The organism is Pseudovibrio sp. W74, assembly GCF_001623085.1.
In the GTDB taxonomy this organism is placed as follows: Bacteria; Pseudomonadota; Alphaproteobacteria; order Rhizobiales; family Stappiaceae; genus Pseudovibrio.
Window position 1 is genome coordinate 64121 of record NZ_LMCJ01000057.1, and the last position, 25395, is coordinate 89515.

Genomic DNA, 25395 nt, shown 5'->3' on the forward strand with positions numbered 1-25395 from the left:
CCTTAATGATCAAAATTGTGCGCTCAGGCGTAGTTGCGCCCGCACAAAACCGCGCTGCGGAGCAGAAACAAACTCGGGATGATAAAGTGGGCGCTCATAGGCAAGTTGGCCGGATAACAAACCACCTGACAGGCGCAGCCCTAAAACGCTGCCTGCCATTCCCCCACCTTCGTTGGGATCATGTCCATCAAAGGCAATCCGGCCGCCATCAAGACCTGCAAACAACTGTGGCCGGCCAAGCACTTTCTGCAAAACCTGCGGAAAAGAGGCAACATCCGGAGACCATGACATCTCAGTTTGCAGATACCCGCCAATGTCGCCTGACAGGCTGTCATCACGAAACCCGCGTACACTGCCAGGACCTCCAAGCCCAATCCGTTCACTGGCAACCAGAGTATGTGGCGAGGCAGAGGCGAAACCTTTGAATGATAGCCCTATCGGACCATTTTGGGTTTGCCAGCCCTTGCGCCAGGACGCAGATAGCTCCACTTCGGAAAACTGACCTCTTGGAGTCCTCTCACTAAAAATAGTGTCAGCGTGCGCGGCAAACGCATCAATGCCCTGACGCCAGGATAATTTGACGTTTCCTGCCCCTTGAAAGACCTGGCCTGTCCATGCTCCTGATACATCGACAATAGACAGCCGCTTGCTGGAGGCATCAATGTATCTGCCAGTAACGAAGTTGCGGCTTTCTTTCAAAGTGAGACCGGCACTCAAAAGAAACTGATTGGTCTTATCGCGATAGGCAACAAAATCAGCGCCCAAACGTGCTTCCCAGCTGTCTCCGTTATAGCCAAAACTTTGAACTGCAGACGTTACCTCTGATGCATATTGCTGGAAGGAACCGCTCACAGACAGTGTTAGGTAATGCCAGGGAATTGAGGCATATCCGTTGATCGAGCGTGAATAGACATTGCGATCCAGATAATCCAGTGTGGTCTTCGCACTGACTGTCAGGCTCTCATAAAAGCCCAAGGTGTCTTCGAGGGTAACAGACCCAGAGAGTTGATGGCGTCCTGTTGATTTTGAGCCTTCGTTATTGAGCTGAGTAGATATATTGGCTGCGTAGGTGTCTTGAACATCAATATAGACCCGGCTGCTGCCGATCGCGTCCCCTGGCTCAATTCTGATTTTGGCAGTTTTGGAGCCCAGACGGTTGATTTGATCGAGCCCTTGCTCAAAGTCGCGAATATTAAGGATATGTCCCTGTCGATTGCCTGTAATTTGCTGAGGTCTGGAACGTTTAGTATCACCTTCCAAAATGATCACTTCATCAACGTTACCTTCGACAACCAAAACTTCCAGTCGTCCTACAGAAATATCCTGAGGCTTCAAATAAGCCCGCGATGTGACAAACCCTTTTGCAATATAATAGTTTGTGATCTGCCGTAGAACGTTCTGCAAACCAACTGCGCCAAGGCACCTTCCTTCAAAAGAGATAAGTTCGCTTTTGAGTTCTGATACAGGTTCCTTGAGTTCACCAAGCAGCACGATCTCCTGGACATCAAAACAAGCGCTCTCTTGCCCTGATAGCAGTTCTAATTTTTGAGATTTTTGCCGACTGACCTGCTTATGATCACCAAGTATCCGTTCTTGTTCAAGGCGGCGCTGTTCCTGTTCGCGTATGATAATGTTTTCCTGATCCTTCAAAATCTGATCAGGAACTGGCTGTGCCCGGGCAATATTTGAGGCAACACAAAGAGACAGAATAAAGGGTGCAACAAATTTGTGCAGAAAAATCATGAAAACAAACAGACAAATGGCAGCAATGAGAAGCTTAGGACGGATTAGAAAGAGCGTTCAGGCGCGCAAAAGCTGCAGAAAAGCCAGACAGAGACAACTCAATTGAAACTGGTTGTTGAGAAGAGATGGACTTGAGCGTTAATGTCAGGTTCTGACCAGTCTTAAGCTGCTCAGTAAGCGCATCGCTCAGCTCAACTGGAGCAAGACACCCAGCAGGCAGGCACGTTGAAAAGGCAAGCCTCTCAAACGCTGTTTGCTCATCAATCTTTGCATTGATCCCGGCATCAAGTTCCAGACCAAAAGGCAAGATTAATGTTCCTGTCACTGGAGCTCGACCAGCTTGCTTATCAATCACAAACGCTAATACTCGTTGTCCGGATTGTTTGGATGATAATTCCTGCATCATCTGGCAGGTCTGCTTACCTTCAACCGGAACACAGCGTAGCGTCCAGTCCTTGTAAGTTTCCACTTGGGAACTCGGCAGCTCTTGTGCAGATGAAGGTGTTGCTGACATAAGCCCAAATGCCAACAGTGCGGACAGTATCTTATTCATCGAAAATCCATCATCCAAATAATGATTTGCGCACTTACGCGTGCGGAAGATGACCTTCTGATGTGGGAACCGTCAATTAAATAATTAAATGCAAATTTAACTAAATAATCAAAATCAAATCCATTTATTCAAAATTACTTAAATATTCAACACGCCAACTATTACTGGTTATATTTGTTGAACTAAGTGAAAAATAATCACCTACCAGAACTAACCTTTCCTAAATCCTCGAAGGCAAGAATTAACTGGCGAGTCGCCAGCACCAGCATCAATGAAAAGAATAAACATCACGCAGCAACCTGACAAATGTAGATCGTGATCCGGCCCTCACCACCGATAGATGCTCCTCAAAATGGAGCTAGACAAACATCAAGCAATCTAATGTTTATAGTATGTTCTCGGCTTTGGTCAGCATCGGAGCTATGAGTTCATAAGGTCGCAAGCAACACATTCCACTGAGGAAAACCTGCCAATAGCTTGTTCACTAATTGTTCTTCAAGGTGGCCATATATGCAGCTATGTGCCCACTAGGCCTAATAAAACTGCGCGCTTCTTCGGCGTTGACTTGCCTTCCTTCATCAACCTCAATGCGAACAGAAGTGAGTGGTTTGGCGAGTGAAAAATTAGCGTGGCTCATCATTTGGTCAAAACTCATAAATTAAGCAAAATTCAGAATTCAATAAAGCAATATATATGCCACTAAAAAGTGCAGGAAACTGGCGTTCTTAAAGTACTCATTTAGCCCTCGCGGCAGAATTTTCTGCAATTCGTGGGAGGTCGGCACTTCTTTTAGGGACGCCACTATTGGTGTTCATGTGATCGCTTAGAATTGTGCATGGAAATGTGTGTTTCGTACTGTCAGCGATGATATCGACTAGCCGTCAGAGCTAATTAAAAAGAGGCGTTCCTGCTTTGAACTCAAGCACACAGGCTTTTCCAACGCTCTCGCATTATAACGCAGAGTTGAATGACCTAGCGGCACTTACTCGCCTTTGAGTGCATTTTGACACAACCCAGAGGCGTAACAGCTCACATCATGGCGGCATTGCAACTTTAAATTCAGGAGCATTGAAATGCCAGCTATCACAGGTGCCGTGCGGAACGAGACCCTCCCAGTCCAACCACAGGCGGTTCAAAACACTGCCAAGCCTGCTGATCTGCAAGAGACGTATAAGGAACGTCATCTTGGAGATCTTGGTATCAACGTAAAATACAATCCTGCTATTCCGGAGCGGCAAGTGGATTCCAGTCTTGCTGCAGTTTCTGTTCATCGCATGGTGAATGACAAACTCGGAATGACGACAAACGCGCTTCACAACGTCGTGGAGGGTGGCAAAGATGCAGTGCTGTCTGCTAAAGCCCCGTTCCTAACCAGCGCCTCACCAGCTCAGGAAACAGCTGATACACACAAGTCAGTTGCTGCCTCCCCTGCTGATATCGCGAATTTGCCTGATGGGTCATATCTGCAAACGCAGGGCAGATGGCTGGATGCATCAACCGTACAGGTTCCTGCACCCGGAAACGTATTTGGCGCAAGCGGACTGTTTGCCTCCGCTGAGACAAGCCTCGACATTCCTCTTGTGACGCCAATCAGTCCTAACCGGGATGACATAGCGGCGGCCTTCGGGGTCAAAATCTTCGATGAAGGACAGACAGTCCCGCTGAAGTTTGATGGCAATCTGAATGCTGTTGAGTATGAGTTTGGCAAGGCCTACCCCCAGTACCGGCTGGATGTGGCGAATGGTTTCTTTATTGAGACGCACGACTTCCCGCATGTGTTCATGCCAGCTTCTGAACAGAGTGAGATTGTGATCACTGTAGGGACGCAGCTTGAAGAAGATCAGTTTGCTCTCACCAACTTCCTTGTTCCACATGGCAGCGGTATTCTGGTGCCCGGGAACACCATACACGCTGATGCGTTCAGCTCAGGCAGCATCATTGCGTTGTTGACGCACTGCACGGAAGCGGACGTTGTTTTGATGCACCAGCCTGATGACAGCCCATTGCCAATTAAAATCGACACCTCAGAACGGTTGGGACTTGCTGAATGGCATGTCTAGTTTGTTATCAGGACGCTGAAGCCAAGTAATGTTTAGACAAAGAAAAAGGCTCCCGAAATTCGGGAGCCTTTTTTGATATTCTTGTCAGAAATTCTGAGGATCAATTCAGGTTTTCAGAAACCTGTTTGATGCTCTGCTTGAGCACTTTATCCTGAATTTCTTCTTTGGCAGTGCTGGAAGCGACGATGGTTTCAGCTGCCTGAACTGCAACATCTGCAGCACGGGAGCGAACCTGTGCAATCGCATTTGCTTCAGCCTGAGCGATTTTCGCTTCGGCTGCTTTGGTGCGACGTGCAATCATCTCTTCGAGAGCTGCCTTGGCTTCTTCAGCCAGACGATCAGCTTCAACTTTTGCGTCAGCAACGATCTGATCTGCTTCCGCTTCAGCCTCTTTACGCTTGCGCTGGTACTCGGCCATCAGAGCCTGAGCTTCTTCACGCAGCTTACGGGCGCCTTCAAGCTCTTGCTTGATGTTGTCCGCTTGCTGGTCAAGCATTGCACCAACCTTGCCAGGTACTTTCAGGTACCACAGCAGGGCAAAGAAGAGGATGAGACCAACGAGTGCCCAAAGGCTTGCATCGAACATTCTGTCACCCCTTACTTAAGTGCAGCATCAACGGCTTTGGCGACTTCAGCTTTCGCTGGAGCACGGCCACCGATAAGTGCCTTTACAAGCTCGCCTGTTGTCTCGGCGGCGATTTCGCCAACATGAGACAGGCTTTCAGCTGTGATCTTGGAAATGCTCTGTTCAGATTCGGAAAGCTTAGCTGCCAGCTGCTCTTCAGCCGCTGCGCGGGCGCTTTCTGTCTCTGCTTTCACCTTAGAACGTGCATCATGAGCCATGGTAGTGGCTTTTTTGCGCGCTTGGGCTAGAGCACTTTCGTAGGATGCAATGGCTTCATCTGTCTCTTGTTTGAGACGGGATGCTTCTGCCATATCACCTGCGATGCGATCGCGACGATCTTCAAGGATACCGCCGATGCGTGGGAGGACCACTTTCGACATTACCCAGTAGAAAACGCCGAAGGAAAGAACCAACCACAACAGCTGAGACGGGTAAGTCGTGCTGTCGAACGGAGGAAAGCTACCGCCCTCCTCTACAATGCCAACTTCGGCAGTTGTATTCAGGTTGCCTTGAGTATTCGACATCAACTTCTCCGTGAACGCTCTTCGTAACGTTTTATGATTTTAGAGACGGTCCCTACCATGAGGAACCGTCATCATAAAACGCTCTAATCGTTGTCGTCGATTATACTGCGAACAGCAGCAGAAGTGCGACGAGAAGGGAGAAGATGCCGAGAGCTTCGGTCACAGCAAAGCCGAGGATGAGGCGGCCAAACTGTCCATCTGCAGCAGATGGGTTGCGCAGTGCGCCGGCAAGGAAGTTGCCGAAGATGTTACCAAGACCGAGAGCTGCACCACCCATACCAAGGCATGCGATACCGGCACCGATGTATTTTGCTGCTTCTGCTTCCATGACAAGTGCTCCTAAACTAGCAAATTCGTCTATGACTTTGTTTTGGGTTTGAAACCCGGATTCTACACGTTACTTAGTGGCTCGGATGGAGCGCATCTGCAAGATACATGCACGTAAGAACGGTAAAGACGTAGGCCTGAAGGAATGCCACGAGGAACTCAAGAGCCGTGATGGCAACTGTAAGTATCAGAGGCAGGATCGCAGATGCGATGCCAACTGCACCGAAGCCGGTGAGCATGACAACAAAACCTGCGAAAACCTTCAGAGTGATGTGACCAGCAAGCATGTTTGCGAACAAACGAACGGACAGGCTAACTGGACGTGAAAGGAAAGAGATAACTTCAATCGCGGAGACCAGAGGAATAACCCCAGCTGGAACGCCACTTGGGACGAACAGCTTAAGGAAGCCTGCACCGTGCTTGAAGAAACCGTAGATCGTTACAGTGCCAATCACGAGAATTGCGAGTGCAAATGTCACGATGATCTGACTTGTAACGGTGAAGAAGTATGGGAACATCCCGAGCATGTTTGCAACGAATACGAACATGAACAGGGAGAAGACGAGCGGGAAGAACCGCATTCCGTCATTGCCTGCTGATCCTCGCAATGTGGCAGCAACAAACTCGTAGGACATTTCCGCCATGAGTTGAGCGCGGCTTGGGACCAGACCACGTCTGTTGGTAGACAGAACGAGGAACAAGGTCGCTACAGCGACGGTGACAACCATGAACAAGGAAGCGTTGGTAAAGGAGAAATCAACACCGCCAATCTCCACAGGAAAGATCTTGGAGATATGAAACTGGTGGATCGGATCGATCGCGTTGCCTGAATTTCCAGCCACAGGTAGTACCCCTGAAGTGCCAATTTACGAGCGCAAGAGCGCGATGAATTAGTTAGTCCTGCTTCTTGCCGGAATTCATCCGTCTTTCAGGACCGGCGACTTTGCCCGCCTCCCGAAGGACGTTTAATATTCCCGCAACAAAGCCAAGCATAAGGAGAATTATCATCCCCCACGGCTTGGTCCCGATCCAGCTATCCGCCATCCAGCCGAGTGCCCCCCCGACAAAGATAGCGGCAATAAACTCGGAAGACATCTTCCAAGCCTGTGACAAGCCTGACATCGCGCTGGTCTTGTTCGGTTCCTCTTTAGCAGAGGCTTCGTCCAAGCGTGTATCCAACGTTTTGCCGAGCTTTTCTAGCCGCTCAGACAGGTGACGATCAGTTTCTTTCATGTCTTTTTCACTCTGCTTATTCTCATCGGGAGACATGTTCATTCTTCCTAGATACCGGCAGATAGTTCAAAGACATGGATGCCCCTGAAAGTCGGGGGCACCATAATGCTCGTGATCTGCACTGTCAAGGTTAGAGCTACTTAAGCTAAATAACTGATATCTAAAGAGTTTCCAGAGTTTCTAACAGAGAATACGTATAAAGGATACTTTCAAGGCCGTATTGTACCCTATTTTAGGCTGGTTCGGTGAATCGTTCAGCCGTCTCAAGATCTACTGAAACGAGCTGTGAGACCCCTCTTTCAGCCATGGTTACACCAAACAATCTGGACATGCGCGCCATGGTAATCGGGTTGTGCGTGATGACGGTGAAACGCGTTGCCGTGTTCTGCGCCATATCCTCCAGCAAAGCACAATAACGCTCAACATTGGCATCGTCCAACGGAGCGTCAACCTCATCCAGAACACAGATTGGGGCAGGATTTGTAAGGAAAACTGCGAATATGAGCGCCATGGCGGTGAGAGCCTGCTCTCCCCCTGAAAGCAGTGTCATGGTCTGGGGCTTCTTGCCCGGAGGGCGTGCGAAGATCTCCAAACCAGCATCGAGAGGGTCTTCCGCATCCACCAGTTTCAGCTCTGCCGTTCCACCGCCGAACAAGTGTGTGAATAAACGCTTGAAGTGGTCGTTGACCTGATCAAAAGAGCTCAAGAGACGCTCTCGCGCTTCCTTGTTCAGGTTCATGATTCCTGTGCGCAACTTCCTGATGGCCTCAATCAGGTCGTCTCTTTCGGTGATCAGCGTGTCTCGCTGCTCCGTAATTTCCTGCATTTCCTCATCAGCACGCAGGTTTACGCCTCCAAGACGTTCCCGCTCAGCCTTCAAACGATCAAGCTTGCGTTCGGCACCTTCGGCATCCGGCAAAGGTGCATCTTGTGACAGTCCGGCCATCTCATGCAGACGAGAGACATTGACTTCCAGCACCTCATCCACGCGGCGCTCAATTTCCAGGCGGCGCTCTTTGGCTGCTTCAAGGCGCTCTTCGGCACGGACCTTGCGCTCGCGAGCACCAGATAAGCCTTCCATGGCTTCACGGGCCTTCTGGTCGGCGATCAGCTGGCGCTTTTCACCTTCCGCGAGTTTGTCATCAGCTGCCTTGCGTGCACTCTCTGCAGATGTGAGGCCATTCATCAGGTCCTGACGTTTGAGCTCGATCTCCTCCGGGCTCTCCAACAGGATGAGACGCTCTTCTGCGGCATCATCACGACGCTGGCGCAGGACGGAGATTTGCTTGTCTGCGTTTTGCGCGCGCTGAACCCAATTCTGTCTGTCGCGTTCAATGGTTTCAAGGCGCCGCGCACGCAGCTCCCCTTCCCGCTTCAGCGCATCGGTGGCTCCTTTGGCCTCTGCCAGTTTGCTGCGGCAGGTGGAAACATCTTTGGACGCACTTTCCAGCTCAGCTGTTACGCCTGCAATATCCGGTAGTTCTTCCAGAGCGCTCTCGGCTTCTTCGAGCAAAGCCGCAGTCTCTTCATAATCTTCATTTGCGCGGCGGAGCTGTTCTTCAAGCGTTGTTTTACGAACCGACAACTCTGTTAAGGCACGCTCAGCAGTCGCGAGTTCTTCACGCAAGGCGACAATGCGAGATTGCTCCAGACGCAGTTTCTGACGCATATCCTGCTCAGCAACTTCAGCCTGACGCCTGAGCTCGGTTGCCGTCTCCAGCGCTTCTTTCTTTTCTTCCACCAGATCCCTCGTCTGTTCGACAAGGTCTTCCAGTTCCGCCAAGCGGTTTCGTTGTGCAAGGCGTTGTGCAGCTGGTGTTGGTGCGTCTGCTGCGATGATCAAGCCATCCCAGCGCCACAGATCCCCTTGCTTGCTGACCAGTCGCTGGCCAACTTTCAGCTCTTTGCGCAAAGCTGAGCCGTGTTCAGCCTCAATCAGCCCAACCTGAGCGAGACGGCGTGCCAGCTCATTGGGCGCCTGCACATATTCGGAAAGTGGTGTTGCACCTGCTGGAAGGGCAGGATCACTGCCCGCCCCCGCATTCAGGCTCCAACAGACTGGCGCATCTTCTTCCATTGCAGCATCAAGGTCTTCGCCCAAGGCGGCACCCAGCGCTGTTTCCAAACCCGGGTTTACGCTCATGCGGTCTACAGCAGGTGTCCAATCTCCGCTTTGGCCAGCAGAAAGGACGGCCTGCAGTGTCTTGGCTTCTGTCTCATATCTGGAAAGAGCTGAATGTGCTTCATTCAATGGGTTACGGCAGTTGTTTTCTGTTTCGCGTGCCGTAGCCAGAGTTTCTTCCGCTTCAACTGCGGTTTCTTCTGCTTCAGCCAGCTCTTCCAGAGCCATTTCCAGCTCTTCGCGCTTATCGCTTGGGCCACTGGCCGCTTTAATATCTGCCTCAACAGCTTCAAGTTGGCCTTTGAAGCGGTCTGCTTCTTCTTTAAAGCGGGCGCTCTTTTGGCGAATGCCGGAAATCTGATTGTCGAGCTGCGTGTGCTTGGCAAGGAGGCTAGCGTGATCCTGAGTGATCCGCGAGTGCTTCATCTCGCTGGCATCGAGATTATCTTCCGCGATCAACACCAGTTCTTCAGCTTCAGCCGCACGCTCGTCCAAAGTCTCGACAGCTTCGAGGAGTTCTTGTTTTTCCTCTTCCAGCTCTTCCAGATGACTGGTGTTTTCGCTAGCAAGCTGTGCTTCACGCTCGATGTCCTGCTCCATCTGAGCAAGACGCGCCTGAAGGTCCATCAGCTTTTCCCTGATCCGGCGGTCTTCTGACTCAAGATCGTTTTTCGCGATAATCAGATGCTGGAGTGCAGCAGCGGCGCCACCTGCGGCTTCTCTGAGCTTTGGAATTTCATGAGCGGCAAGTGCCTGCTCTTTCGCCGTGGACGCCTGCAAACCCGCGATATCCCGCATTCCGATTTCAGCATCCGCATATTGCTTGCGGGCAACGTCCAGCGCGGATGTTGCTTCCTGCCAGCGCAGATACAGGATCGTCGCTTCGGCCTTGCGAATTTCTGAGGAGAGGTTGCGGTAGCGGGTGGCTTGTCTTGCCTGCCGCTTCAGGCCGTCGAGTTGTCCCTCAATCTGAACGACCACATCTTCCAGACGTTCCAGATTGGTTTCAGCAGCCCGCAGACGGATTTCTGCTTCTTTCCGGCGGCTGTGCAGGCCGGAGATGCCTGCGGCTTCCTCCAGGATCTTTCTACGCGATGTTGGCTTGGACGAAATTAGCTCGCCGATTTGCCCCTGTCGCACCATTGCCGGTGAGCGCGCACCGGTGGAGGCGTCGGCAAACAGCAGCTGTACGTCTCTTGCACGAGCGTCTTTGCCGTTGATCTTATAGACAGAGCCAGCTTCACGCTCGATGCGGCGGGTGACTTCCAGCGTGTCACTGTCGTTATATCCAGTGGGTGCTGTTCGATCTTGGTTGTCGAGAAAGAGCGTCACTTCGGCTGTGTTACGCGCCGGGCGGTTGAGGCTGCCCGAGAAAATTACATCATCCATTCCGGAGGCGCGCATGTTCTTATAGGAGCTCTCTCCCATAACCCAGCGCAGCGCTTCTACAAGATTGGACTTTCCGCAGCCATTGGGCCCGACAACGCCTGTCAGGCCGTCTTCAATGACAAACTCCATAGGCTCAACAAAAGATTTGAACCCAAGGACACGGAGGCGCTGAAACTTCATGGAGCGCCCCCTACTCTTACAACAGGATGTAAGCGATCATACGCGCATAGATCTGCGAGCAGGAGATCCAGCCCTGAGGGCTGCCCGCTTGTCTTACAGATTCTTATCCACGTACTTGCTGAACTCCTCAAGAGAGAGTGCTCCGCTTACTTTTTCACCGTTGATAAAGAAGGTCGGTGTTGAATCTACACCCAGAGTGTCTGAGCCGTAGTCACGAACTTCGGTTACTCCGTCTAGTATTTCCTGATTCGTCAAGCAAGCCTTTACAGCTTCTTCAGTGAAACCGAGCTGCTTGCCCATATTCAACAGGGCGCTGTATGGATCATTGGTGAATGCCCAGCTGCGCTGCTGTTCGAACATCAGAGACATAATGTCGAAGTATTTGTCTTCCGGTGCACAGCGCGCAAGCATAAAGCCAGCTGCGGCGACTGTATCCAGCGGGAATTCACGGAAGATGAAACGCACTTTGCCGGTGTCGATGTATTTCTTCTTCAGCTCTTTATATGTGGTGTTGTGGAAGTTGGCGCAGTGACCACATGTCAAAGAGGCGTATTCAATGACAGTGACGGGAGCGTCTGCCTGGCCGATAACCTTATCACCCAACGGGCCAACCTTATTCAGGTCTGCCTCGGAATAGGTCTGTGCAGAGGCAACAGTTGGCATAGCGGCAAAGGCAAGAGAAGCGGCTGTAAGAGCACTGGTGCGCTCAAGAAACTTACGGCGAGAGAGTGTCACGTTTTTCTATCCCAAGTTAAAATGTGTTGCCCTGTTGGCTGACCCGGCGCGTTTATCGCCATAAAGACAGCCAGCATCTGGTCTGGAGTATAACCACTCCAACCCAAGAGCTATTGATCACAAACTGGTGAACATCCGCAGAATACAGCCATGCCCACAGCTCGCTTTCCAGCAACAATTGGTTTTCAGGAAACTATGGCAAATACTTGTCGGATGCTACCGAATATCCTGAGTAGTCATATTAAATTTTGGTAAGGCAGCTGGATTGACGCATACGTTAGGCGAGAAAACGATTTTTTTCGTTTAAAACAAAGGGGTTCTGCCATTTCGCGGTAAACGGGCAGAGAGCGTTCCAAGATATCCGCCATGATTAAATTTGCACTGCTAATACATACCCACAGAATTTATGCATGGAAAACAACAATAATTTCTCGTGTTGTTTTGTTTTTGCCTCATTAATGAGTTATTAAATATTTATAGAACTCTCTAACAAGATATACGGATACATTATGAAGCGCTTGACTACCTTAATGCTTCTCAGCACACCACTGATTGCCTGCCAAGCCTCTGTATCTGAAGATTTCGTCGAAGCTATACCTACAACTACTCAAGAAACGACGATTGAAACGACTGCTATACCTGCGACATCCAATACAATTTATACAGGCACCGCAGATTTGGGCGCACTTACCTCTACGAATTGGGTCGTCAGCGAGGGCAGCGGAAACAGCTCAGCTCCTTGTCGGGTCCAGTTTAGCAAGACCCCGTCAGGCGCTGCTGTTGTGACACCAGCTGTGACCAGCAGTTTTCCAAACGGACATGCAGCAACAAGCGGCTGCACCAATGAAGAGCTGAGCAGCGTGACGGCGTGGGCGGTGAATGGTGATACCATTGAACTGCGGAATGCGCAGGAAACAACGACAGCCTATCTTTTGATGGAGCGCCCTGACCTTTTGCTGGGATATACCGCAAAGGGGCATGATCTGGTGGTCAGCCAGTAATCACACATTCAGAACTGCAGGTCTTTAAGGATGGATCAGGAGTTGCTTGCAGGTGTGCGGGCAATGAGGTTCTTGCCGAGCTTTTCCAGCGCATTCTTCAACCGTTCATCAGAGACTGAGGCAACCTTCTGCTCGATGCGGCGGTTTTCAATTTCTGACAGCTCACGAAGCGGTTTTGGTGTGATTTTTTTGGTTCTGAGCGCCGGACGCTGCACAACCTTGATGCGGCCAACCGCATTCCAGCCTAAAAAGGCGTTTATCCGATCTCGCAGTTGTGGAGCTTCATGCGTAAAAAACAAAGCAGTGGAGCCATCCGCATGAACAAGAAGTGTTGCAGGTTCTGCAACCGGCTCTCCTTCAGAGCTTTTGGCTCTTGGCCAAACAAGCCTACCGGGCTGTACTTTTCCGTGATACTTCTTGCCGACAAGTTCTGGCCAGGCGGTGAGAAGGTCGGCACTGGCAAATCCGCGCTTGCGCGCGACAGGGTGCATGGTCTTACCAATCAGCTCGTTTAACTGATGGCTTGATCTCCTGGAAACCCGATTTTGCGCAGTTGCTTTCATCGTCTTCATCACGCCATTAGATTAAGGCACATATATGACCATTGCTTTATATTAGTCTTAATTCAGTCCCGTTTTCCGCGGTACCATGAATTACCAAGGGAACCCCAATTATTTAGGGATCAAAACCAAGGTTAACCCACAAAACCATGCAAGATAATCTAGTTGTTCTTTACTGGTATGACAGAAATTCTCGCCAACTGCCATGGCGAACAGCTCCAGCTGATATACTTTCCGGTGTAAAACCAGACCCTTACCATGTCTGGCTCTCAGAAATCATGCTTCAGCAGACTACTGTTGCGGCAGTGAAAAACTACTTCAATCTCTTCATAAAGACATGGCCAACACTTGCTGATATGGCCAATGCGGAGGAAGAAGACATCCTAAAAGCGTGGGCTGGGCTTGGTTATTATTCCCGTGCAAGAAATCTGTATAAGTGTGCAAAATTTGTCCAATTGCATCACAATGGGCGTTTTCCTGAGGAAGAAGAGCGGCTTTTAAAGCTCCCCGGCATCGGTCCTTACACGGCTGCTGCAATCTCCACGATAGCCTTTGGGCGCCATGCAGCTGTGGTTGATGGCAATGTGGAGAGGGTTCTGTCCCGCCGCCACGCATTGCTGACAGAGCTCCCTGCCCTCAAAGCTGAAGTGAAGCCGTTGATGGCTGAAGTGACGCCGCATGACCGACCCGGTGACTTTGCGCAGGCCATCATGGACCTTGGTGCCACGATCTGCACGCCGAAGTCTCCGGCCTGTGGCATCTGCCCGTGGATGGATGTTTGTGAGGGTCGCAGGCAAGGCATTGCGGACACGCTGCCACGCAAAGCCCCCAAGAAGGTGAAACCGACACGACGCGGTATGGCCTTTCTGCTCAGCGATGCACGTGGCCGCATTCTTTTGCGCAAACGCAAAGATAAAGGACTGCTTGCTGGCATGAGTGAGCCCATCACCACGCATTGGGCAGATAATGCAGCGATGGAAGACCTCTCACATGCTCCGATCACTGCGGACTGGGTGCGTACGCCGAAGGATGTGAAGCACACTTTCACGCATTTCCATCTGGAAATGAGCGTCTGGCAGGCACAGGCACCAGCGCATTATGATGAACCTGACGGCTATTGGTGGTCAGCACCAGATGAGCTTGAGGGAGAAGCCCTGCCAACAGTGATGATGAAAGCGCTGAAGGCCGGTGGCGTGATTTAAGTGCGCAGCAAAAAGCCGGGTCTGGAGCCCGGCTTTTCTTGTTTCTACAAATGCTGATCAGTGCTTATTGGAATGCGGTTTCCATGAAGCTGCGGAGTTTGCGAGAGTGGAGCCGTTCCAACGGCATTTCCCTCAGGACCTCCATGGTCTTCACACCAATTTCCAGATGCTGGTTCACTTGCGTCCGGTAGAAGTCTGTCGCCATGCCGGGCAGCTTCAATTCCCCATGCAGCGGCTTGTCTGATACGCAGAGCAAGGTTCCATAAGGAACGCGGAAGCGGAAACCGTTGGCAGCGATGGTTGCAGATTCCATATCCAGCGCGATCGCACGGGACTGGGAGAAACGCTGCACCGGCTCGCGGTGGTCGCGCAGTTCCCAGTTGCGGTTATCGATGGAGGCTACGGTTCCTGTGCGCATCACACGCTTCAGGTCATAGCCGCTGTAACCGGTGGTCTTTTCAACGGCATCTTCCAGCGCGACCTGCACTTCTGCCAGTGGCGGGATTGGAACCCATGTTGGCAGGTCAGCATCCAGCACCTTGTCTTCACGCACATAACCATGAGCCAGTACGTAATCACCGAGCTGCTGGCTGCTTCTGAGCCCAGCGCAGTGGCCGAGCATCAACCAGGCATGTGGGCGAAGCACTGCAATGTGGTCGGTGATGGTTTTTGCATTGGACGGGCCAACACCGATGTTCACCATGGTGATACCGGAGTTATCTTCTCGCAGCAGGTGATAGGCTGGCATTTGTGGCAGGCGCAGCGGGGCCACACCTTCGCGCGGCTCTTTATCACCTGCATAGGTGATGAGATTGCCCGGCTCGACAAAGGCCACATATCCGCTCTCCGGATCATTGATCAGCTCTTTTGCCATCTGCGCAAAGCCATCAATGTAGAACTGATAGTTTGTGAAGAGCACGAAGTTCTGGAAATAGCGCGGCGCGGTTGCGGTGTAGTGCTGTAAGCGATGCAGGGAATAATCCACGCGCGGAGCCGTAAACGGCGCCAGCGGCTCAAAGCCATCTTTTGAACGGTAGGTGCCATTGGAGATGGCATCATCCATGACGGCAAGATCCGGCACATCAAACACATCACGCAGCGGGCGCTCTTCGCTGGATGGCAAAGCGCCTTCCACGTGTGCACCATCATAAAAGGCAAAGTGCAGCGGGATCGGCTGATCACTTTCAGCGATCACCACTTCAAGACCGTGGTTTTTGATCAGGAGATCAATCTGATGTTCCAGGTAGTTCTTAAACAGATCTGGCCGGGTGACTGTGGTCTTATATTTGCCAGGCCTTGCCACAAAGCCATAGGACAGGCGCGTATCAACGCGGATGTGGCTGGATACTTCAAATCGCAGTTCCGGGTAAAATGCTCTGACCCTGGTTTCCGACATGCTGCCCTGTGCAGCCTCTTTAAAATTCTCACGTAGAAAGTCAGTCGCCCGATCAAACAGATAGATCAGGTGCGCAACAGCTTCACTGGCATCTTTAAAGGATTGTGGGGGAATTGTCTCAGGCGTACGGATGGAACGGCTTTCCATCACAACGTCGCTATCGGATATAGTCGACACGTTCAGTTTCTCCTCTTTCGTGTCACTATATATCTGAGGGATGTTTACGACAGGGTCAAGACAAACTGCGGACAAATATGGTTTATTTTTTAGTGAGTGAGGATATTTTCACGCAGCGTCAGATTCAGCTCTGCACACAGAATTGAGATTCATAGCTACATATTTACCCTTATCTCCTTCAGTTTATTCTGTAAAACTATCCCGAAAATTGCATGGGCGAGTTCTAGAGGCACTTTGCGGGACTACGCTTCAGATGATCGGGAGGGATCTTTTTATGCACTTTGTTCGTACTGCTGCGCTTGGTTTGGTGGCTGGCACCTGCCTTACTGTGAGCGCACAAGCTGCCCAGTTGGGGCCGCGGCCTGCTTTTCTCGTTGAGCAGATGCAAGAGAGCCCGTTGAAGGATAAGTTGCGCGCCTGTATCGGCAATCCTGCAAAGGCTTCCAGTTTCACGATCGGGCACCGTGGGGCACCGCTGCAGTTTCCTGAGCATACGTTAGAGTCTTATCAAGCCGCGGCTGTGATGGGTGCGGGGGTGCAGGAATGCGATGTTACCTTCACCAAGGACAAAGAGCTGGTCTGCCGTCATTCTCAAAATGATCTGGCGACAACGACAGATATCCTCGCGACTGATCTGGCCAGCACGTGTGTTGCTCCGTTTACTGCTGCTACCAATGACGAGAAGGCAGCGGCGGAGTGCAGAACCTCTGAGATCACATTGGCGGAGTTCCAAGGTCTCACCGGCAAGATGGACGCCTCTAATCCAGCTGCAACAACGGTTGAGGACTTCCTGAAAGGCACAGCTGACTGGCGCACAGACCTTTATGCGGCAGCTGGTGCTGGTGGCACTTTGATGACCCATGCTCAGTCCATTGAGCTCTTCAAAGAACAGGGCGTTAAGTTTACGCCGGAGTTGAAGCGCCCAAGTGTGAAAATGCCATTTGATGGGTTCACTCAGGAAGATTTCGCTCAGAAGCTGATTGATGAATATAAAGCAGCTGGTGTTCCGGCCTCTGACGTTTATCCTCAGTCCTTCTTTTTGGATGATGTGCTGTACTGGATCAAGAATGAGCCTGAGTTTGGCAAGCAGGCCGTGTTCCTTGATGGACGCTTCCGTATGCAGGGCTTTGACACATCCGATCCAACCAGCTTCAAGCCGTCCATGGCTGAGCTGAAAGAGATGGGCGTGAACTATATCTCCCCGCCTCTTTGGATGCTTGTCACTCTGGATAACGGGAAGATCGTGCCATCTGCTTATGCAAAGGCTGCGAATGAGGCTGGCATCAAGATCTTCACCTGGACGCTGGAGCGCTCCGGCCTGCTCTCTCACAACAAAGGCGGCTGGTATTACCGCAGCATCAATGATGCGATCACCAGCGAAGGCAGCGTTTATGAGCTGCTGGATGTGCTGGCACAGGACGTGAAGGTGAGCGGTGTGTTTTCTGACTGGCCAGCGACCGTCACGTTCTACGCCAATTGCATGGGGATTGAGTAGCTGCAAAAAAGGCGGGTGCAACTATCAAGTTGCGCCCATCTAAGTCAGCAATGGACAGCATTTAGCAATTGGCAGGTTTATGGGCATAAGTGAACAGGTCAAGCTTGGCAGCTTGTGGTTTACCAGCAAGAGTAAAGCAGTAGCCTACATACGTGAAATCAAGGACGATCATTTACCTGGAGACTTCTTGTCTGGGCAAGCTGAAATTGCTGTTCTCGATGCATTGCAACGCCATCCAAGCTGTTCAGAAAAAGTTGGCCTCGGTGTTCGGCGTATCGGATTATACAGTAATGGCTCAACTCGGTCAGGGCATGGATTTGGTGTCGAGCGAGTAGATGGATCCGTCGCACGTTTTAGCTATAAAGTTTGCTTCGAGGCGCAAAGACGTAGCCACCCAGATAGAGTTTCAGAAGCTTTTCGTCAGGCGGTTCGACCATACATTTTAAGATGGCGCGACAATACCTTCAACAAACATGGCGGACAGATAATATGTCCGGTTACACACTCTACCATCAAACAGTTCAAATGCCACGTAGATCACTTATCGCCAACTTTTACCGATCTAGTTGCTGAGTTTCTACACCTCGAGAACGTTGATGCGGACTGCATTTCTGTCGAAATATCGCATGGTGAGCAGGTTGAGGCTGTATTTTCTGACAATGATTTTCGCCAGCGATGGATAGGCTTTCACAACAAAAACGCAAAACTGCGCATCGTATCGATTGAAGGCCATAGGATGCATCATGGACATAACAGCATTAATAAAATTTACGAGACATAAAGCAGCCACCTAAGTTCATACTTTTTCGCTGCCACACTCGTTAACCGATTTGCCCGCTGTCCCCGCAGTGCGTTTACCTTGTTCTTTTTAGCCAGCAAAAAAGCTTGACTCTCAAAAAAATATTTAGGGTCTCTATTTTCGCCATTTTAACTCCTCATAAACCTCTACCCCAAGGGAATCCGCGGTCGAATATTAATGGGAGTTAACTTCGAGACGAATATTCGAATCTGTAAATAAAGCGTTGATTCTAAAAGAATAAAAGATATCCACTATTAACCTCTGGTTTACCATAGTGGGTAACCATAGCACTCATGAATTGCGTGAGGTGTTGCGTCGCAATGAGAGTACAGCGTAAAGAAGGGGTGTCCTTGATGGCACCCCACATTTCCACCAAGCCAGACTGGCTTGATACAATTATTAAGGGCGACTGTGTTGAGGCTTTGAACAAGCTTCCAGACAACAGCGTGGATGTGGTTTTCGCCGATCCCCCTTATAACCTACAGCTGGGCGGAGATCTGCACAGACCTGATCACTCAAAGGTAGATGCCTGCGATGATCACTGGGATCAGTTCTCCAGCTTTAAAGCTTATGATGAGTTCACTCGTGCTTGGCTGCAGGCGGTTCGCCGCGTGTTGAAGCCAAACGGGTCCATCTGGGTTATTGGCTCTTATCACAACATTTTTCGCGTTGGTGCGGTGATGCAGGACCTTGGGTTCTGGATCAACAATGATGTGGTTTGGCTGAAAACAAACCCGATGCCGAACTTCCGTGGCAAACGTTTTACTAATGCTCATGAGACGCTCATCTGGGCCTGCCCTTCACAAGAGAGCAAGCCGACCTTTAACTACGATGCGATGAAGACGTTTAACGACGATCTTCAGATGCGGTCTGACTGGGTGCTGCCTATCTGCACTGGTCACGAACGCCTGAAGGACGACAACGGCGACAAAGTGCATCCAACTCAGAAGCCGGAGAGCCTGCTTTACCGCGTGCTGCTCTCCACTTCAAACCAGGGCGATGTGATCCTTGATCCATTCTTTGGCACAGGCACCACTGGTGCTGTTGCCAAGAAGCTTGGCCGCCACTTTGTGGGATGTGAGCGTGAAGACTCTTACATTAAAGCAGCTTCCGAACGGATTGATCGGGTTACACCTGCCAACGATGATTTTCTGGCGATGACACAAGGCAAACGCTCCCTTCCACGGGTTCCGTTTGGCAATTTGTTGGAGACAGGATTATTGACACCGGGCGCGGAACTGACCGATGCCCGTGGACGCTTCAAGGCTACGGTTCGCGCCGATGGTTCTTTGATCTGCGGCGAGCATTCAGGATCCATCCATAAGGTGGGTGCGCTCGTTCAAGGTCAGCAAGCCTGCAATGGCTGGACCTTCTGGCACATTAAACGTGGCAAGGCTCTTGAGCCGGTTGACGCCCTTCGGGAAGTCGTCCGCTCGCAAATGCCTAAGTAGCGTCTTACACAGTTCGTGTGGCGACCTCGCCCCACGGTTTACAGGGTTTGTCCCTGCTTCATATCCATATGACTTGGCCCCTGCCCTAACCGGCGGGGGCTTTTTTTACTGAAAACATAAACTTGCTTAGCTGTGGTGCCCGCAGATCTGTTTTCACAATCACATCTATGATCCGTCTCGTTATCTGTAGCCTGAACGCATCTTTGCGCTGGCCAATTAAGAATAACAAGAATGGAGAAGCAAATGAGTAAGGAAATTGAAACACCAATACCAGAGATAGACCAAAATAAACTTCTGTTCGGGACAATCAGGTTCAACGAAGGCACATTTGCGCTCGTAGACGGGCAAATGCCAAGTCTATACTTTGCAGGTAAACATAAATCAATTACACGCCTTAGACCGTTACATAAAAGCGGACTTGGAATATTTCGCAACGAAAAGCCCAAATTACTACTTTTCGTGGGCAATCCAGACACAGCCCTATCTCCGCAGGACAATATGGATCAGAATAATATCGCTGCTTTCCTCCCCCTTGGTGAAAAGCAAACGATTGCTGCTGATCTAAGTAATCTTATAGAAAAATCTATAAGGATAGACACAGCAGATATCGTTAAAAATACTGTCTATCCTGGAAAGAAAGGTATTTTTTTCGTTGATGAAGGTGATCTCTCCGGGACTTTCTTTTACCTGCATAACTCAGAGAACGGCGAGGCAGTTTACATGCCTGTCAAGTTATCTGAAGAGTTTATGGGTGAGAGAAAATTCCATTATGGCCACACCCTTATTCTGCCAGACTTAGTGGTTCACCATTATAATACCTATTTGAAGGGGTACTTAAAGCAGCTGCTTAAGATCGGCCAAGCTAAACAATTTTTTCCTATACCAAGCTCAAAACATCAAAAAGTTAAGGCACGAATAGTCTGGTCAGAGCGAGAATACTATCCCTACAGCATGGTGGGGAGTGAACAAGGCACCGTACTAAAGAATTGGATCAAGTCTTTCGTCACCGAGCCTCCATCCGATAAGCCTAAAAAGCTATGAAAGCTGAATAAATAATCTTAGAGCAAACCTCAGTTGTCGGCAGGGCTGAGGATGGTTTAAGTGCATGTTGCAGTCGCATCACTACCCCGTGGTGGTCTGCGATATTTTATCAGCGAGCATGCAGTCAGAACATTTCTAACTGCATGCTGTTTTCCCGGTTACACAAACTCCACCAGTGCCTTACGGCGTTTACCCACTGCAAGTGTCAGGCGCTCACCCGGCTTCAGATCGCCCTCCGAAATCATCCGGGTTTCTTCCAGAACGATGGATGTATTCAGGCGGACGGCGCCTCCGCGGATGAGGCGGCGGGCTTCGTTGTTGGTGGTGGCGAAGCCGGTTTTAACCAGCAGGTCCAGCAGGCCAAGTGGTTTGGCGAGGAGGGATAGAGGTAGCTCGTGGGTTGGCTGAGAGAGGTCTTCCTGACCGCTGAACAGGGCTTCTCCCTGCTGAAGGGCTGCTTCTGCTGCGGCCAGACCGTGGACGATGCCGGTGACTTGTGTTGCCAGGATTTTCTTGGCCTCATTCAGCTCCTGCCCTTGTAAGGAAGACAGGCGATCAATTTCGCCCAGTGGCAAGTCGGTGAAGAGTTTCAGCAGACGCGGCACATCCGCATCATCTGCATTGCGCCAGAATTGCCAGAAGCCGAAACTGGATAGGCGGGATGGGTTGAGCCAGACCGCACCCTCTGCGGTTTTGCCCATTTTGCTGCCGGAGGCTGTTGTCAGCAGTGGCAGGGTGAAACCAAAGAGCTGGCTGCCGGAGCGACGACCGAGGTCCACACCATTGACGATGTTGCCCCATTGATCAGAACCGCCAATCTGCAATGTGCAGTCGAAGCGCTGGTTGAGCTCAACGAAGTCAACGGCTTGGAGCATCATGTAGCAGAACTCGAGCACGGAGAGTGGTTGTTGTGCCTCAAGGCGGGAGCGGACGCTGTCGAAGGTCATCATGCGGTTGACGGTGAAGTGCGTGCCGAAGTCCCGCAGGAACTCGAGGAAGCGGAATTCATCCAACCATTCAGCGTTGTTGACGATTTGGCCCTGCCCTTCAGACAAGTCGAAGAGGCGTTCTACGGTTGCGCGGATACCTGCGAGATTGTGTTCTATCTGGGTATCATCCAGCAGCGGACGACTTTCAGTGCGGAAGCTTGGGTCGCCTACGCGCGTGGTACCGCCGCCCACCAACAGGATTGGTTTGTGTCCGGTTTTCTGCAACCAACGCATGGCCATTAATGGCAGCAGGTGGCCGACATGCAAGCTGTCGGCGGTTGCATCAAACCCAGCGTATGCTGTGATGGGGCCAGCTTGGAGCTTTTCGTCCAGCGCTTCCAGATCCGTGCATTGATGCAGGAAACCGCGATCGATCAGCAGTTGAAGGGCTTCAGATTTGGGACGGAAGCAGCGCGTTGTATCTACCATTGCATGTTTCATAATGCTCCCCTTCGCCGCGCAGGAGAGCTAAAACACGAAAGCCGCCTACGCGGCGGCTTTTGGTTCTGACCTCAATTTTACATGAGTTTATAGGAACGCGGCCGCCGATATGTCGGGCGCATAATAATAAACCGCAGAAATGATGGTCAGGCTCTTGTTCATGCCCAAGTGTATGACCGCAACGGCCCTGCCCTGTCAAGAAAGTTTTGGCAGTTTGTGCTGCTCGGCGATCCTCAAGCCGTACTTTTGAGCATATTAAGCTTTTTGATGAGACCGGCTAACTCTTTCATATCATTAAAGATTGCCATTGGGTTTTGCTGTTCAAGGCGGCTGTGTAAATCTGCGTTGCCGTGGGAGGCTCCGGTGAAGCCGAGGGCGGTCATGCCTGCTGCCCGGGCAGCTTGCAAGCCGAGGTGACTGTCTTCAACAACCACGCATTTTTCGGGAGCGACGCCCATCTCGCTTGCTGCTTTCAGGAACACATCTGGCGCTGGCTTGCCCTTTTCAACCAGATCAGCCGAGAAATATTTATTCTCAAACCGATCATATAGATTTGTGAGCTTGAGGGTATGTTCCAGGCGGTCCATGGAACTGCCAGAGGCGATGCACATTTGCAAATTCGGGAATGAGTTGTCCAACTCATGCAAGGCTTCATGGATGCCAGCGATTGGCTTGAGATGCTGCTCAAAGGCTGCCTTGAGCGCCTCATCCTGATTTACGATCGCCTCGTGGTGGCGGATGTTGACGCCAATTTCCGCTTCAACCTGGCCAAATACTTCTGCAGATGACACACCGCAGAAGCGGGCGATCATTTCTTCCGTGCTGATGGGGTATCCAGCTTTGGTGAAGCCTTCGGCCTCTACCTGACAGCCAATCCACTCGCTATCAATCAAACAGCCGTCGCAATCCCAAATAAGTAATTCGTAGTTCATAAGCAAATCCAATTGGTTATATCGAGTGCAGTGTTGTCAGCAAGAATGGCATTTTCATGATACCGCGGGGGTTCATTACAACTTATCCTCGCAGACCTAGCACGGTTTCAGCTCGACCTAGGAGATTTACTCCCAAAAACCTAGTAGTGAGCCTTTGCCAAAGCTCCGGTAGGCTGAGGGGTAAACACGCTGATTTGTGTACGGGGGACGTATGTCAGTTGCTTCTCAGGTGCGAAAGTCTGGTGCTGCGCGACGGCGCAAGCTCAAACCAACATTGATTGTCCGTATCCGTGGCGGCATTGGCAATCAGCTTTTTCAGTATGCTTTCGGGCGAAAAATCGCGCTTGAAACGGGGATGAAACTTCGTTTCGACCACAGTGAGTACGCGCAGTACTTCAACCGCTCCTATTGCCTCAACCTTTTCAAAACGCAGGGTTTATCTGCCACTGAATCTGAAATGTCTGCAGTGCTTTGGCCAGCACAGGGGTTTGGGCAAACCGTCAAGATATGCCGCAAGTTCTATCCCTTCTATCAGCGCCGCTACATCCGCGAGGACGAGTTGCTGCGAGATGGAGATACGCCCGTCTTCAAGCAAAGCGCTTATCTGGACGGATACTGGCAGAAGTGGGAGATGCCATTCTCCATCATGGAGCAGTTGCGAGAAGAGATCACGCTCAAGAAACCAATGGTGCTTGAGCGGCTGAAACTGCTGCAACGGATCAACTCCGGGCCATCCGTTGCCTTGCATGTGCGCTATGGCGATTATAGTCAGGCGCACAATCTACAGAATTTTGGGTTGTGCTCTGCTGGCTATTACAAGGGCGCGATGGATTTCCTCTCAGAGCGCATTCCCGGCCTGACCTTCTATGTCTTCTCCGACAGCCCTGAACGAGCGCGTGAGGTGGTTCCGCAGCAAGCCAATGTGTTTTTTGCGGATCCGATGCAGGATGGAAAAGACTATGAAGATCTGATGGTTATGTCATCTTGCGATCACATCGTCACCGCCAACAGCACCTTCAGCTGGTGGGCTGCTTTTTTGAACGGGGATGAAGAGAAACACGTGATAGCGCCGCTTAAGTGGTTCAAGAACCCCAATCTGGATGACAGTTTGATTGTTCCGCCGCACTGGCAGCGATTATAGTGCCTGCAATGCCGAAGTCGATTTAAGCGAGTTCCAAAGCATCAACTTCGTGCAGGATCTGTCCAATTGCATTTTGAGACAGAGAGAAGTGTTGGTGCGCCCCGCTCTTTTCTCCAATAACCGGCGCGTATCTTAGTCCCCGTACATGTGCGAGCCATGCATAAGCGCTCTGGACGTAATCTGCGGGGAAGATCTCAATCAGCTTGCCGCCTGCTTGTGTGAACAGCAGGTTTGTCAGGCCTGCGCCGTGGGTTCCAACGATGATCCTGGCGTTGTTGAAGAGTTCTACCTGCTCTTTGTGGCTTAGTTTGCCGGGAATGACGCTTTGAAAACCCCGTGCCTCCAACTGCTCTTTGAGTGACTTCTCGTTCACTATTCGGCGTGTTTTTGCATCATCCCGCGCGATATAGAGCCTTGTGGCTGGCGTCTTGTGCATATCAAGTTGGTATGCTGCCAGATAATGCGTTGCAACCATAGATGCTGCCTGCTCGCTGGCTGGGACTCTGTATTCGCAGTTCATTGCTGGCGTGCAGTGAAACAGCGTCTTGCAATGGATGCGTTCGTTCGCTTTGCACTCTTCCAGACTGAGAAGAGGCGTCTCTTGAGCCAGATGCTCGTAAAACTCTTTCTGAAACTCTGGGAGATTTTCCCGAAGCAGTATTTTCAGCGGGAATGTCAGCGGCCCCAGTTGCTCTAGCAGAAACAGAAGCGGGAACGCCACATCACACAGGAAGTGGTAGTAGTGGCGATGACCAGCTGCCATGCCCAGCATGTTGATAGCCGCAGTCTGGATCGTTCTGTCCTTTAACCGCGCAAACCGCATGGTGTTGGGAGCAGCTGCTTCTATCTGGCGATGCTGTGCCTTCAGGACAGTCGCTCCGGTGCTGCCGAGGACCAGTGCATCAACGAGCTTATACATCCTGAGCTGCGTGTGACCGGCAGGTGTGATTGGCAACGGGTAGCGTCTTTGCTCCAATGCGCCATATTCTTCAAAAAACGCCTGCACCCCTTGCGGCAGCGCACGAGAGCTGCGCTCATCAACGGTTAACAGGTGCTCATTTGGCGCGAGCCTTGGGTTTGCATTGTCTGGAAAGAAGTTGTTCTTGTCCCCAATGGACGGGAAGGTTCTGGCAAGGGTTGATTGCACCCGGAACCGAAATTGCCGACTTGTTGGCAGCCAACTGCGCCATTTAGGTGCCTTACGCATCCCCACCTCACCCGCATTACCAGAAAACACGAATGACCGTATACCGGGCAGGACACTGCCAGTATCCGCATA

Annotated in this window: 22 protein-coding genes; 8 read left to right on the plus strand and 14 right to left on the minus strand. The window is 51.1% G+C overall.

Annotation, left to right across the window (positions count from 1 at the left end):
- Positions 1-9 precede the first annotated feature (9 nt).
- On the minus strand, positions 10-1743 hold the full coding sequence (locus tag PsW74_RS23260; protein WP_063287236.1) for a ShlB/FhaC/HecB family hemolysin secretion/activation protein: 1734 nt from the start codon (positions 1741-1743) through the stop codon (positions 10-12).
- Between the two features lie 34 nt (positions 1744-1777).
- A complete protein-coding gene (locus PsW74_RS23265) occupies positions 1778-2296 on the minus strand; it encodes an invasion associated locus B family protein (RefSeq protein ID WP_063287235.1) in 519 nt (172 codons plus the stop codon).
- Positions 2297-3369: 1073 nt separating this feature from the next.
- On the opposite strand from PsW74_RS23265, the gene PsW74_RS23270 reads away from it, so the two are divergent.
- Entirely contained in the window at positions 3370-4356 is a 987-nt protein-coding gene (locus PsW74_RS23270) for a hypothetical protein (RefSeq protein ID WP_063287234.1), read from the plus strand.
- Between the two features lie 100 nt (positions 4357-4456).
- Here PsW74_RS23270 and PsW74_RS23275 read toward each other — a convergent pair whose 3' ends face one another.
- The 7 genes from PsW74_RS23275 to PsW74_RS23305 form a co-directional block, all read right to left on the minus strand.
- Positions 4457-4942: an ATP F0F1 synthase subunit B gene (locus PsW74_RS23275; RefSeq protein WP_057462886.1), complete on the minus strand. Its 486-nt coding sequence runs from the start codon at positions 4940-4942 to the stop codon at positions 4457-4459.
- Between the two features lie 11 nt (positions 4943-4953).
- Complete coding sequence (locus PsW74_RS23280; protein WP_063287233.1) at positions 4954-5505, minus strand: F0F1 ATP synthase subunit B; 552 nt, start codon at positions 5503-5505, stop codon at positions 4954-4956.
- A 100-nt stretch (positions 5506-5605) separates the two neighbouring features.
- Positions 5606-5833: a F0F1 ATP synthase subunit C gene (locus PsW74_RS23285; RefSeq protein WP_008549639.1), complete on the minus strand. Its 228-nt coding sequence runs from the start codon at positions 5831-5833 to the stop codon at positions 5606-5608.
- Positions 5834-5906: 73 nt separating this feature from the next.
- Positions 5907-6674, minus strand: a complete 768-nt coding sequence (locus PsW74_RS23290) for a F0F1 ATP synthase subunit A (protein WP_063287232.1) — start codon at positions 6672-6674, stop codon at positions 5907-5909.
- A gap of 52 nt (positions 6675-6726) precedes the next feature.
- Complete coding sequence (locus tag PsW74_RS23295; protein ID WP_108817844.1) at positions 6727-7101, minus strand: AtpZ/AtpI family protein; 375 nt, start codon at positions 7099-7101, stop codon at positions 6727-6729.
- Between the two features lie 196 nt (positions 7102-7297).
- On the minus strand, positions 7298-10756 hold the full coding sequence (gene smc, locus PsW74_RS23300; RefSeq protein ID WP_063287231.1) for a chromosome segregation protein SMC: 3459 nt from the start codon (positions 10754-10756) through the stop codon (positions 7298-7300).
- A gap of 93 nt (positions 10757-10849) precedes the next feature.
- The gene (locus tag PsW74_RS23305) at positions 10850-11491 is read right to left on the minus strand and encodes a DsbA family protein (protein ID WP_057462890.1); all 642 of its coding nucleotides are present in this window, start codon (positions 11489-11491) and stop codon (positions 10850-10852) included.
- Between the two features lie 509 nt (positions 11492-12000).
- On the opposite strand from PsW74_RS23305, the gene PsW74_RS23310 reads away from it, so the two are divergent.
- Positions 12001-12492, plus strand: coding sequence for a hypothetical protein (locus PsW74_RS23310; RefSeq protein WP_152986677.1), 492 nt, complete (start codon positions 12001-12003; stop codon positions 12490-12492).
- A 35-nt stretch (positions 12493-12527) separates the two neighbouring features.
- Here the strand turns inward: PsW74_RS23310 and PsW74_RS23315 are convergent, their stop codons facing one another.
- Positions 12528-13055 carry a DciA family protein gene (locus PsW74_RS23315; protein WP_208985563.1) on the minus strand — a complete coding sequence of 176 codons (528 nt, stop codon included), beginning with the start codon at positions 13053-13055 and terminating at the stop codon, positions 12528-12530.
- Between the two features lie 146 nt (positions 13056-13201).
- On the opposite strand from PsW74_RS23315, the gene mutY reads away from it, so the two are divergent.
- Complete coding sequence (gene mutY, locus PsW74_RS23320) at positions 13202-14254, plus strand: A/G-specific adenine glycosylase (RefSeq protein WP_063287230.1); 1053 nt, start codon at positions 13202-13204, stop codon at positions 14252-14254.
- A gap of 64 nt (positions 14255-14318) precedes the next feature.
- Here mutY and PsW74_RS23325 read toward each other — a convergent pair whose 3' ends face one another.
- Positions 14319-15797, minus strand: a complete 1479-nt coding sequence (locus PsW74_RS23325; RefSeq protein WP_063287229.1) for an AMP nucleosidase — start codon at positions 15795-15797, stop codon at positions 14319-14321.
- Positions 15798-16101: 304 nt separating this feature from the next.
- Here PsW74_RS23325 and PsW74_RS23330 point away from each other — a divergent pair, with 304 nt between their 5' ends.
- The 4 genes from PsW74_RS23330 (at position 16102) to PsW74_RS23345 (ending at position 20613) form a co-directional block, all read left to right on the plus strand.
- Entirely contained in the window at positions 16102-17322 is a 1221-nt protein-coding gene (locus tag PsW74_RS23330) for a glycerophosphodiester phosphodiesterase family protein (RefSeq protein ID WP_063287228.1), read from the plus strand.
- Positions 17323-17401: 79 nt separating this feature from the next.
- Positions 17402-18103 carry a DUF3223 domain-containing protein gene (locus PsW74_RS23335; protein ID WP_063287227.1) on the plus strand — a complete coding sequence of 234 codons (702 nt, stop codon included), beginning with the start codon at positions 17402-17404 and terminating at the stop codon, positions 18101-18103.
- Positions 18104-18474: 371 nt separating this feature from the next.
- Positions 18475-19572, plus strand: coding sequence for a site-specific DNA-methyltransferase (locus tag PsW74_RS23340; protein WP_063287226.1), 1098 nt, complete (start codon positions 18475-18477; stop codon positions 19570-19572).
- Between the two features lie 243 nt (positions 19573-19815).
- On the plus strand, positions 19816-20613 hold the full coding sequence (locus PsW74_RS23345; protein ID WP_153041674.1) for a hypothetical protein: 798 nt from the start codon (positions 19816-19818) through the stop codon (positions 20611-20613).
- 158 nt (positions 20614-20771) lie between these two features.
- Here PsW74_RS23345 and tyrS read toward each other — a convergent pair whose 3' ends face one another.
- Both tyrS and PsW74_RS23355 read right to left on the minus strand, forming a co-directional pair.
- Positions 20772-22043 carry a tyrosine--tRNA ligase gene (gene tyrS, locus PsW74_RS23350; protein WP_063287224.1) on the minus strand — a complete coding sequence of 424 codons (1272 nt, stop codon included), beginning with the start codon at positions 22041-22043 and terminating at the stop codon, positions 20772-20774.
- A gap of 233 nt (positions 22044-22276) precedes the next feature.
- Positions 22277-22975, minus strand: coding sequence for an HAD family hydrolase (locus PsW74_RS23355; RefSeq protein ID WP_063287223.1), 699 nt, complete (start codon positions 22973-22975; stop codon positions 22277-22279).
- A gap of 211 nt (positions 22976-23186) precedes the next feature.
- Between PsW74_RS23355 and PsW74_RS23360 the strand changes: the two genes are divergently transcribed.
- Complete coding sequence (locus PsW74_RS23360) at positions 23187-24116, plus strand: alpha-1,2-fucosyltransferase (protein WP_063287222.1); 930 nt, start codon at positions 23187-23189, stop codon at positions 24114-24116.
- A gap of 22 nt (positions 24117-24138) precedes the next feature.
- Here the strand turns inward: PsW74_RS23360 and PsW74_RS23365 are convergent, their stop codons facing one another.
- The gene (locus PsW74_RS23365) at positions 24139-25323 is read right to left on the minus strand and encodes a glycosyltransferase family 61 protein (RefSeq protein WP_063287221.1); all 1185 of its coding nucleotides are present in this window, start codon (positions 25321-25323) and stop codon (positions 24139-24141) included.
- Positions 25324-25395: the final 72 nt, after the last annotated feature.

Bases quoted from the DNA above. Each gene is read 5' to 3' on its own strand.
- PsW74_RS23260 (WP_063287236.1), bottom strand. From the start codon at position 1,743: ATGATTTTTCTGCACAAATTTGTTGCACCCTTTATTCTGTCTCTTTGT.
- PsW74_RS23265 (WP_063287235.1), bottom strand. From the start codon at position 2,296: ATGAATAAGATACTGTCCGCACTGTTGGCATTTGGGCTTATGTCAGCA.
- PsW74_RS23270 (WP_063287234.1), top strand. From the start codon at position 3,370: ATGCCAGCTATCACAGGTGCCGTGCGGAACGAGACCCTCCCAGTCCAA.
- PsW74_RS23275 (WP_057462886.1), bottom strand. From the start codon at position 4,942: ATGTTCGATGCAAGCCTTTGGGCACTCGTTGGTCTCATCCTCTTCTTT.
- PsW74_RS23280 (WP_063287233.1), bottom strand. From the start codon at position 5,505: ATGTCGAATACTCAAGGCAACCTGAATACAACTGCCGAAGTTGGCATT.
- PsW74_RS23285 (WP_008549639.1), bottom strand. From the start codon at position 5,833: ATGGAAGCAGAAGCAGCAAAATACATCGGTGCCGGTATCGCATGCCTT.
- PsW74_RS23295 (WP_108817844.1), bottom strand. From the start codon at position 7,101: ATGTCTCCCGATGAGAATAAGCAGAGTGAAAAAGACATGAAAGAAACT.
- smc (WP_063287231.1), bottom strand. From the start codon at position 10,756: ATGAAGTTTCAGCGCCTCCGTGTCCTTGGGTTCAAATCTTTTGTTGAG.
- PsW74_RS23310 (WP_152986677.1), top strand. From the start codon at position 12,001: ATGAAGCGCTTGACTACCTTAATGCTTCTCAGCACACCACTGATTGCC.
- PsW74_RS23315 (WP_208985563.1), bottom strand. From the start codon at position 13,055: ATGAAAGCAACTGCGCAAAATCGGGTTTCCAGGAGATCAAGCCATCAG.
- mutY (WP_063287230.1), top strand. From the start codon at position 13,202: ATGCAAGATAATCTAGTTGTTCTTTACTGGTATGACAGAAATTCTCGC.
- PsW74_RS23325 (WP_063287229.1), bottom strand. From the start codon at position 15,797: ATGGAAAGCCGTTCCATCCGTACGCCTGAGACAATTCCCCCACAATCC.
- PsW74_RS23330 (WP_063287228.1), top strand. From the start codon at position 16,102: ATGCACTTTGTTCGTACTGCTGCGCTTGGTTTGGTGGCTGGCACCTGC.
- PsW74_RS23335 (WP_063287227.1), top strand. From the start codon at position 17,402: ATGGGCATAAGTGAACAGGTCAAGCTTGGCAGCTTGTGGTTTACCAGC.
- PsW74_RS23340 (WP_063287226.1), top strand. From the start codon at position 18,475: ATGGCACCCCACATTTCCACCAAGCCAGACTGGCTTGATACAATTATT.
- PsW74_RS23345 (WP_153041674.1), top strand. From the start codon at position 19,816: ATGAGTAAGGAAATTGAAACACCAATACCAGAGATAGACCAAAATAAA.
- tyrS (WP_063287224.1), bottom strand. From the start codon at position 22,043: ATGAAACATGCAATGGTAGATACAACGCGCTGCTTCCGTCCCAAATCT.
- PsW74_RS23355 (WP_063287223.1), bottom strand. From the start codon at position 22,975: ATGAACTACGAATTACTTATTTGGGATTGCGACGGCTGTTTGATTGAT.
- PsW74_RS23360 (WP_063287222.1), top strand. From the start codon at position 23,187: ATGTCAGTTGCTTCTCAGGTGCGAAAGTCTGGTGCTGCGCGACGGCGC.
- PsW74_RS23365 (WP_063287221.1), bottom strand. From the start codon at position 25,323: ATGCGTAAGGCACCTAAATGGCGCAGTTGGCTGCCAACAAGTCGGCAA.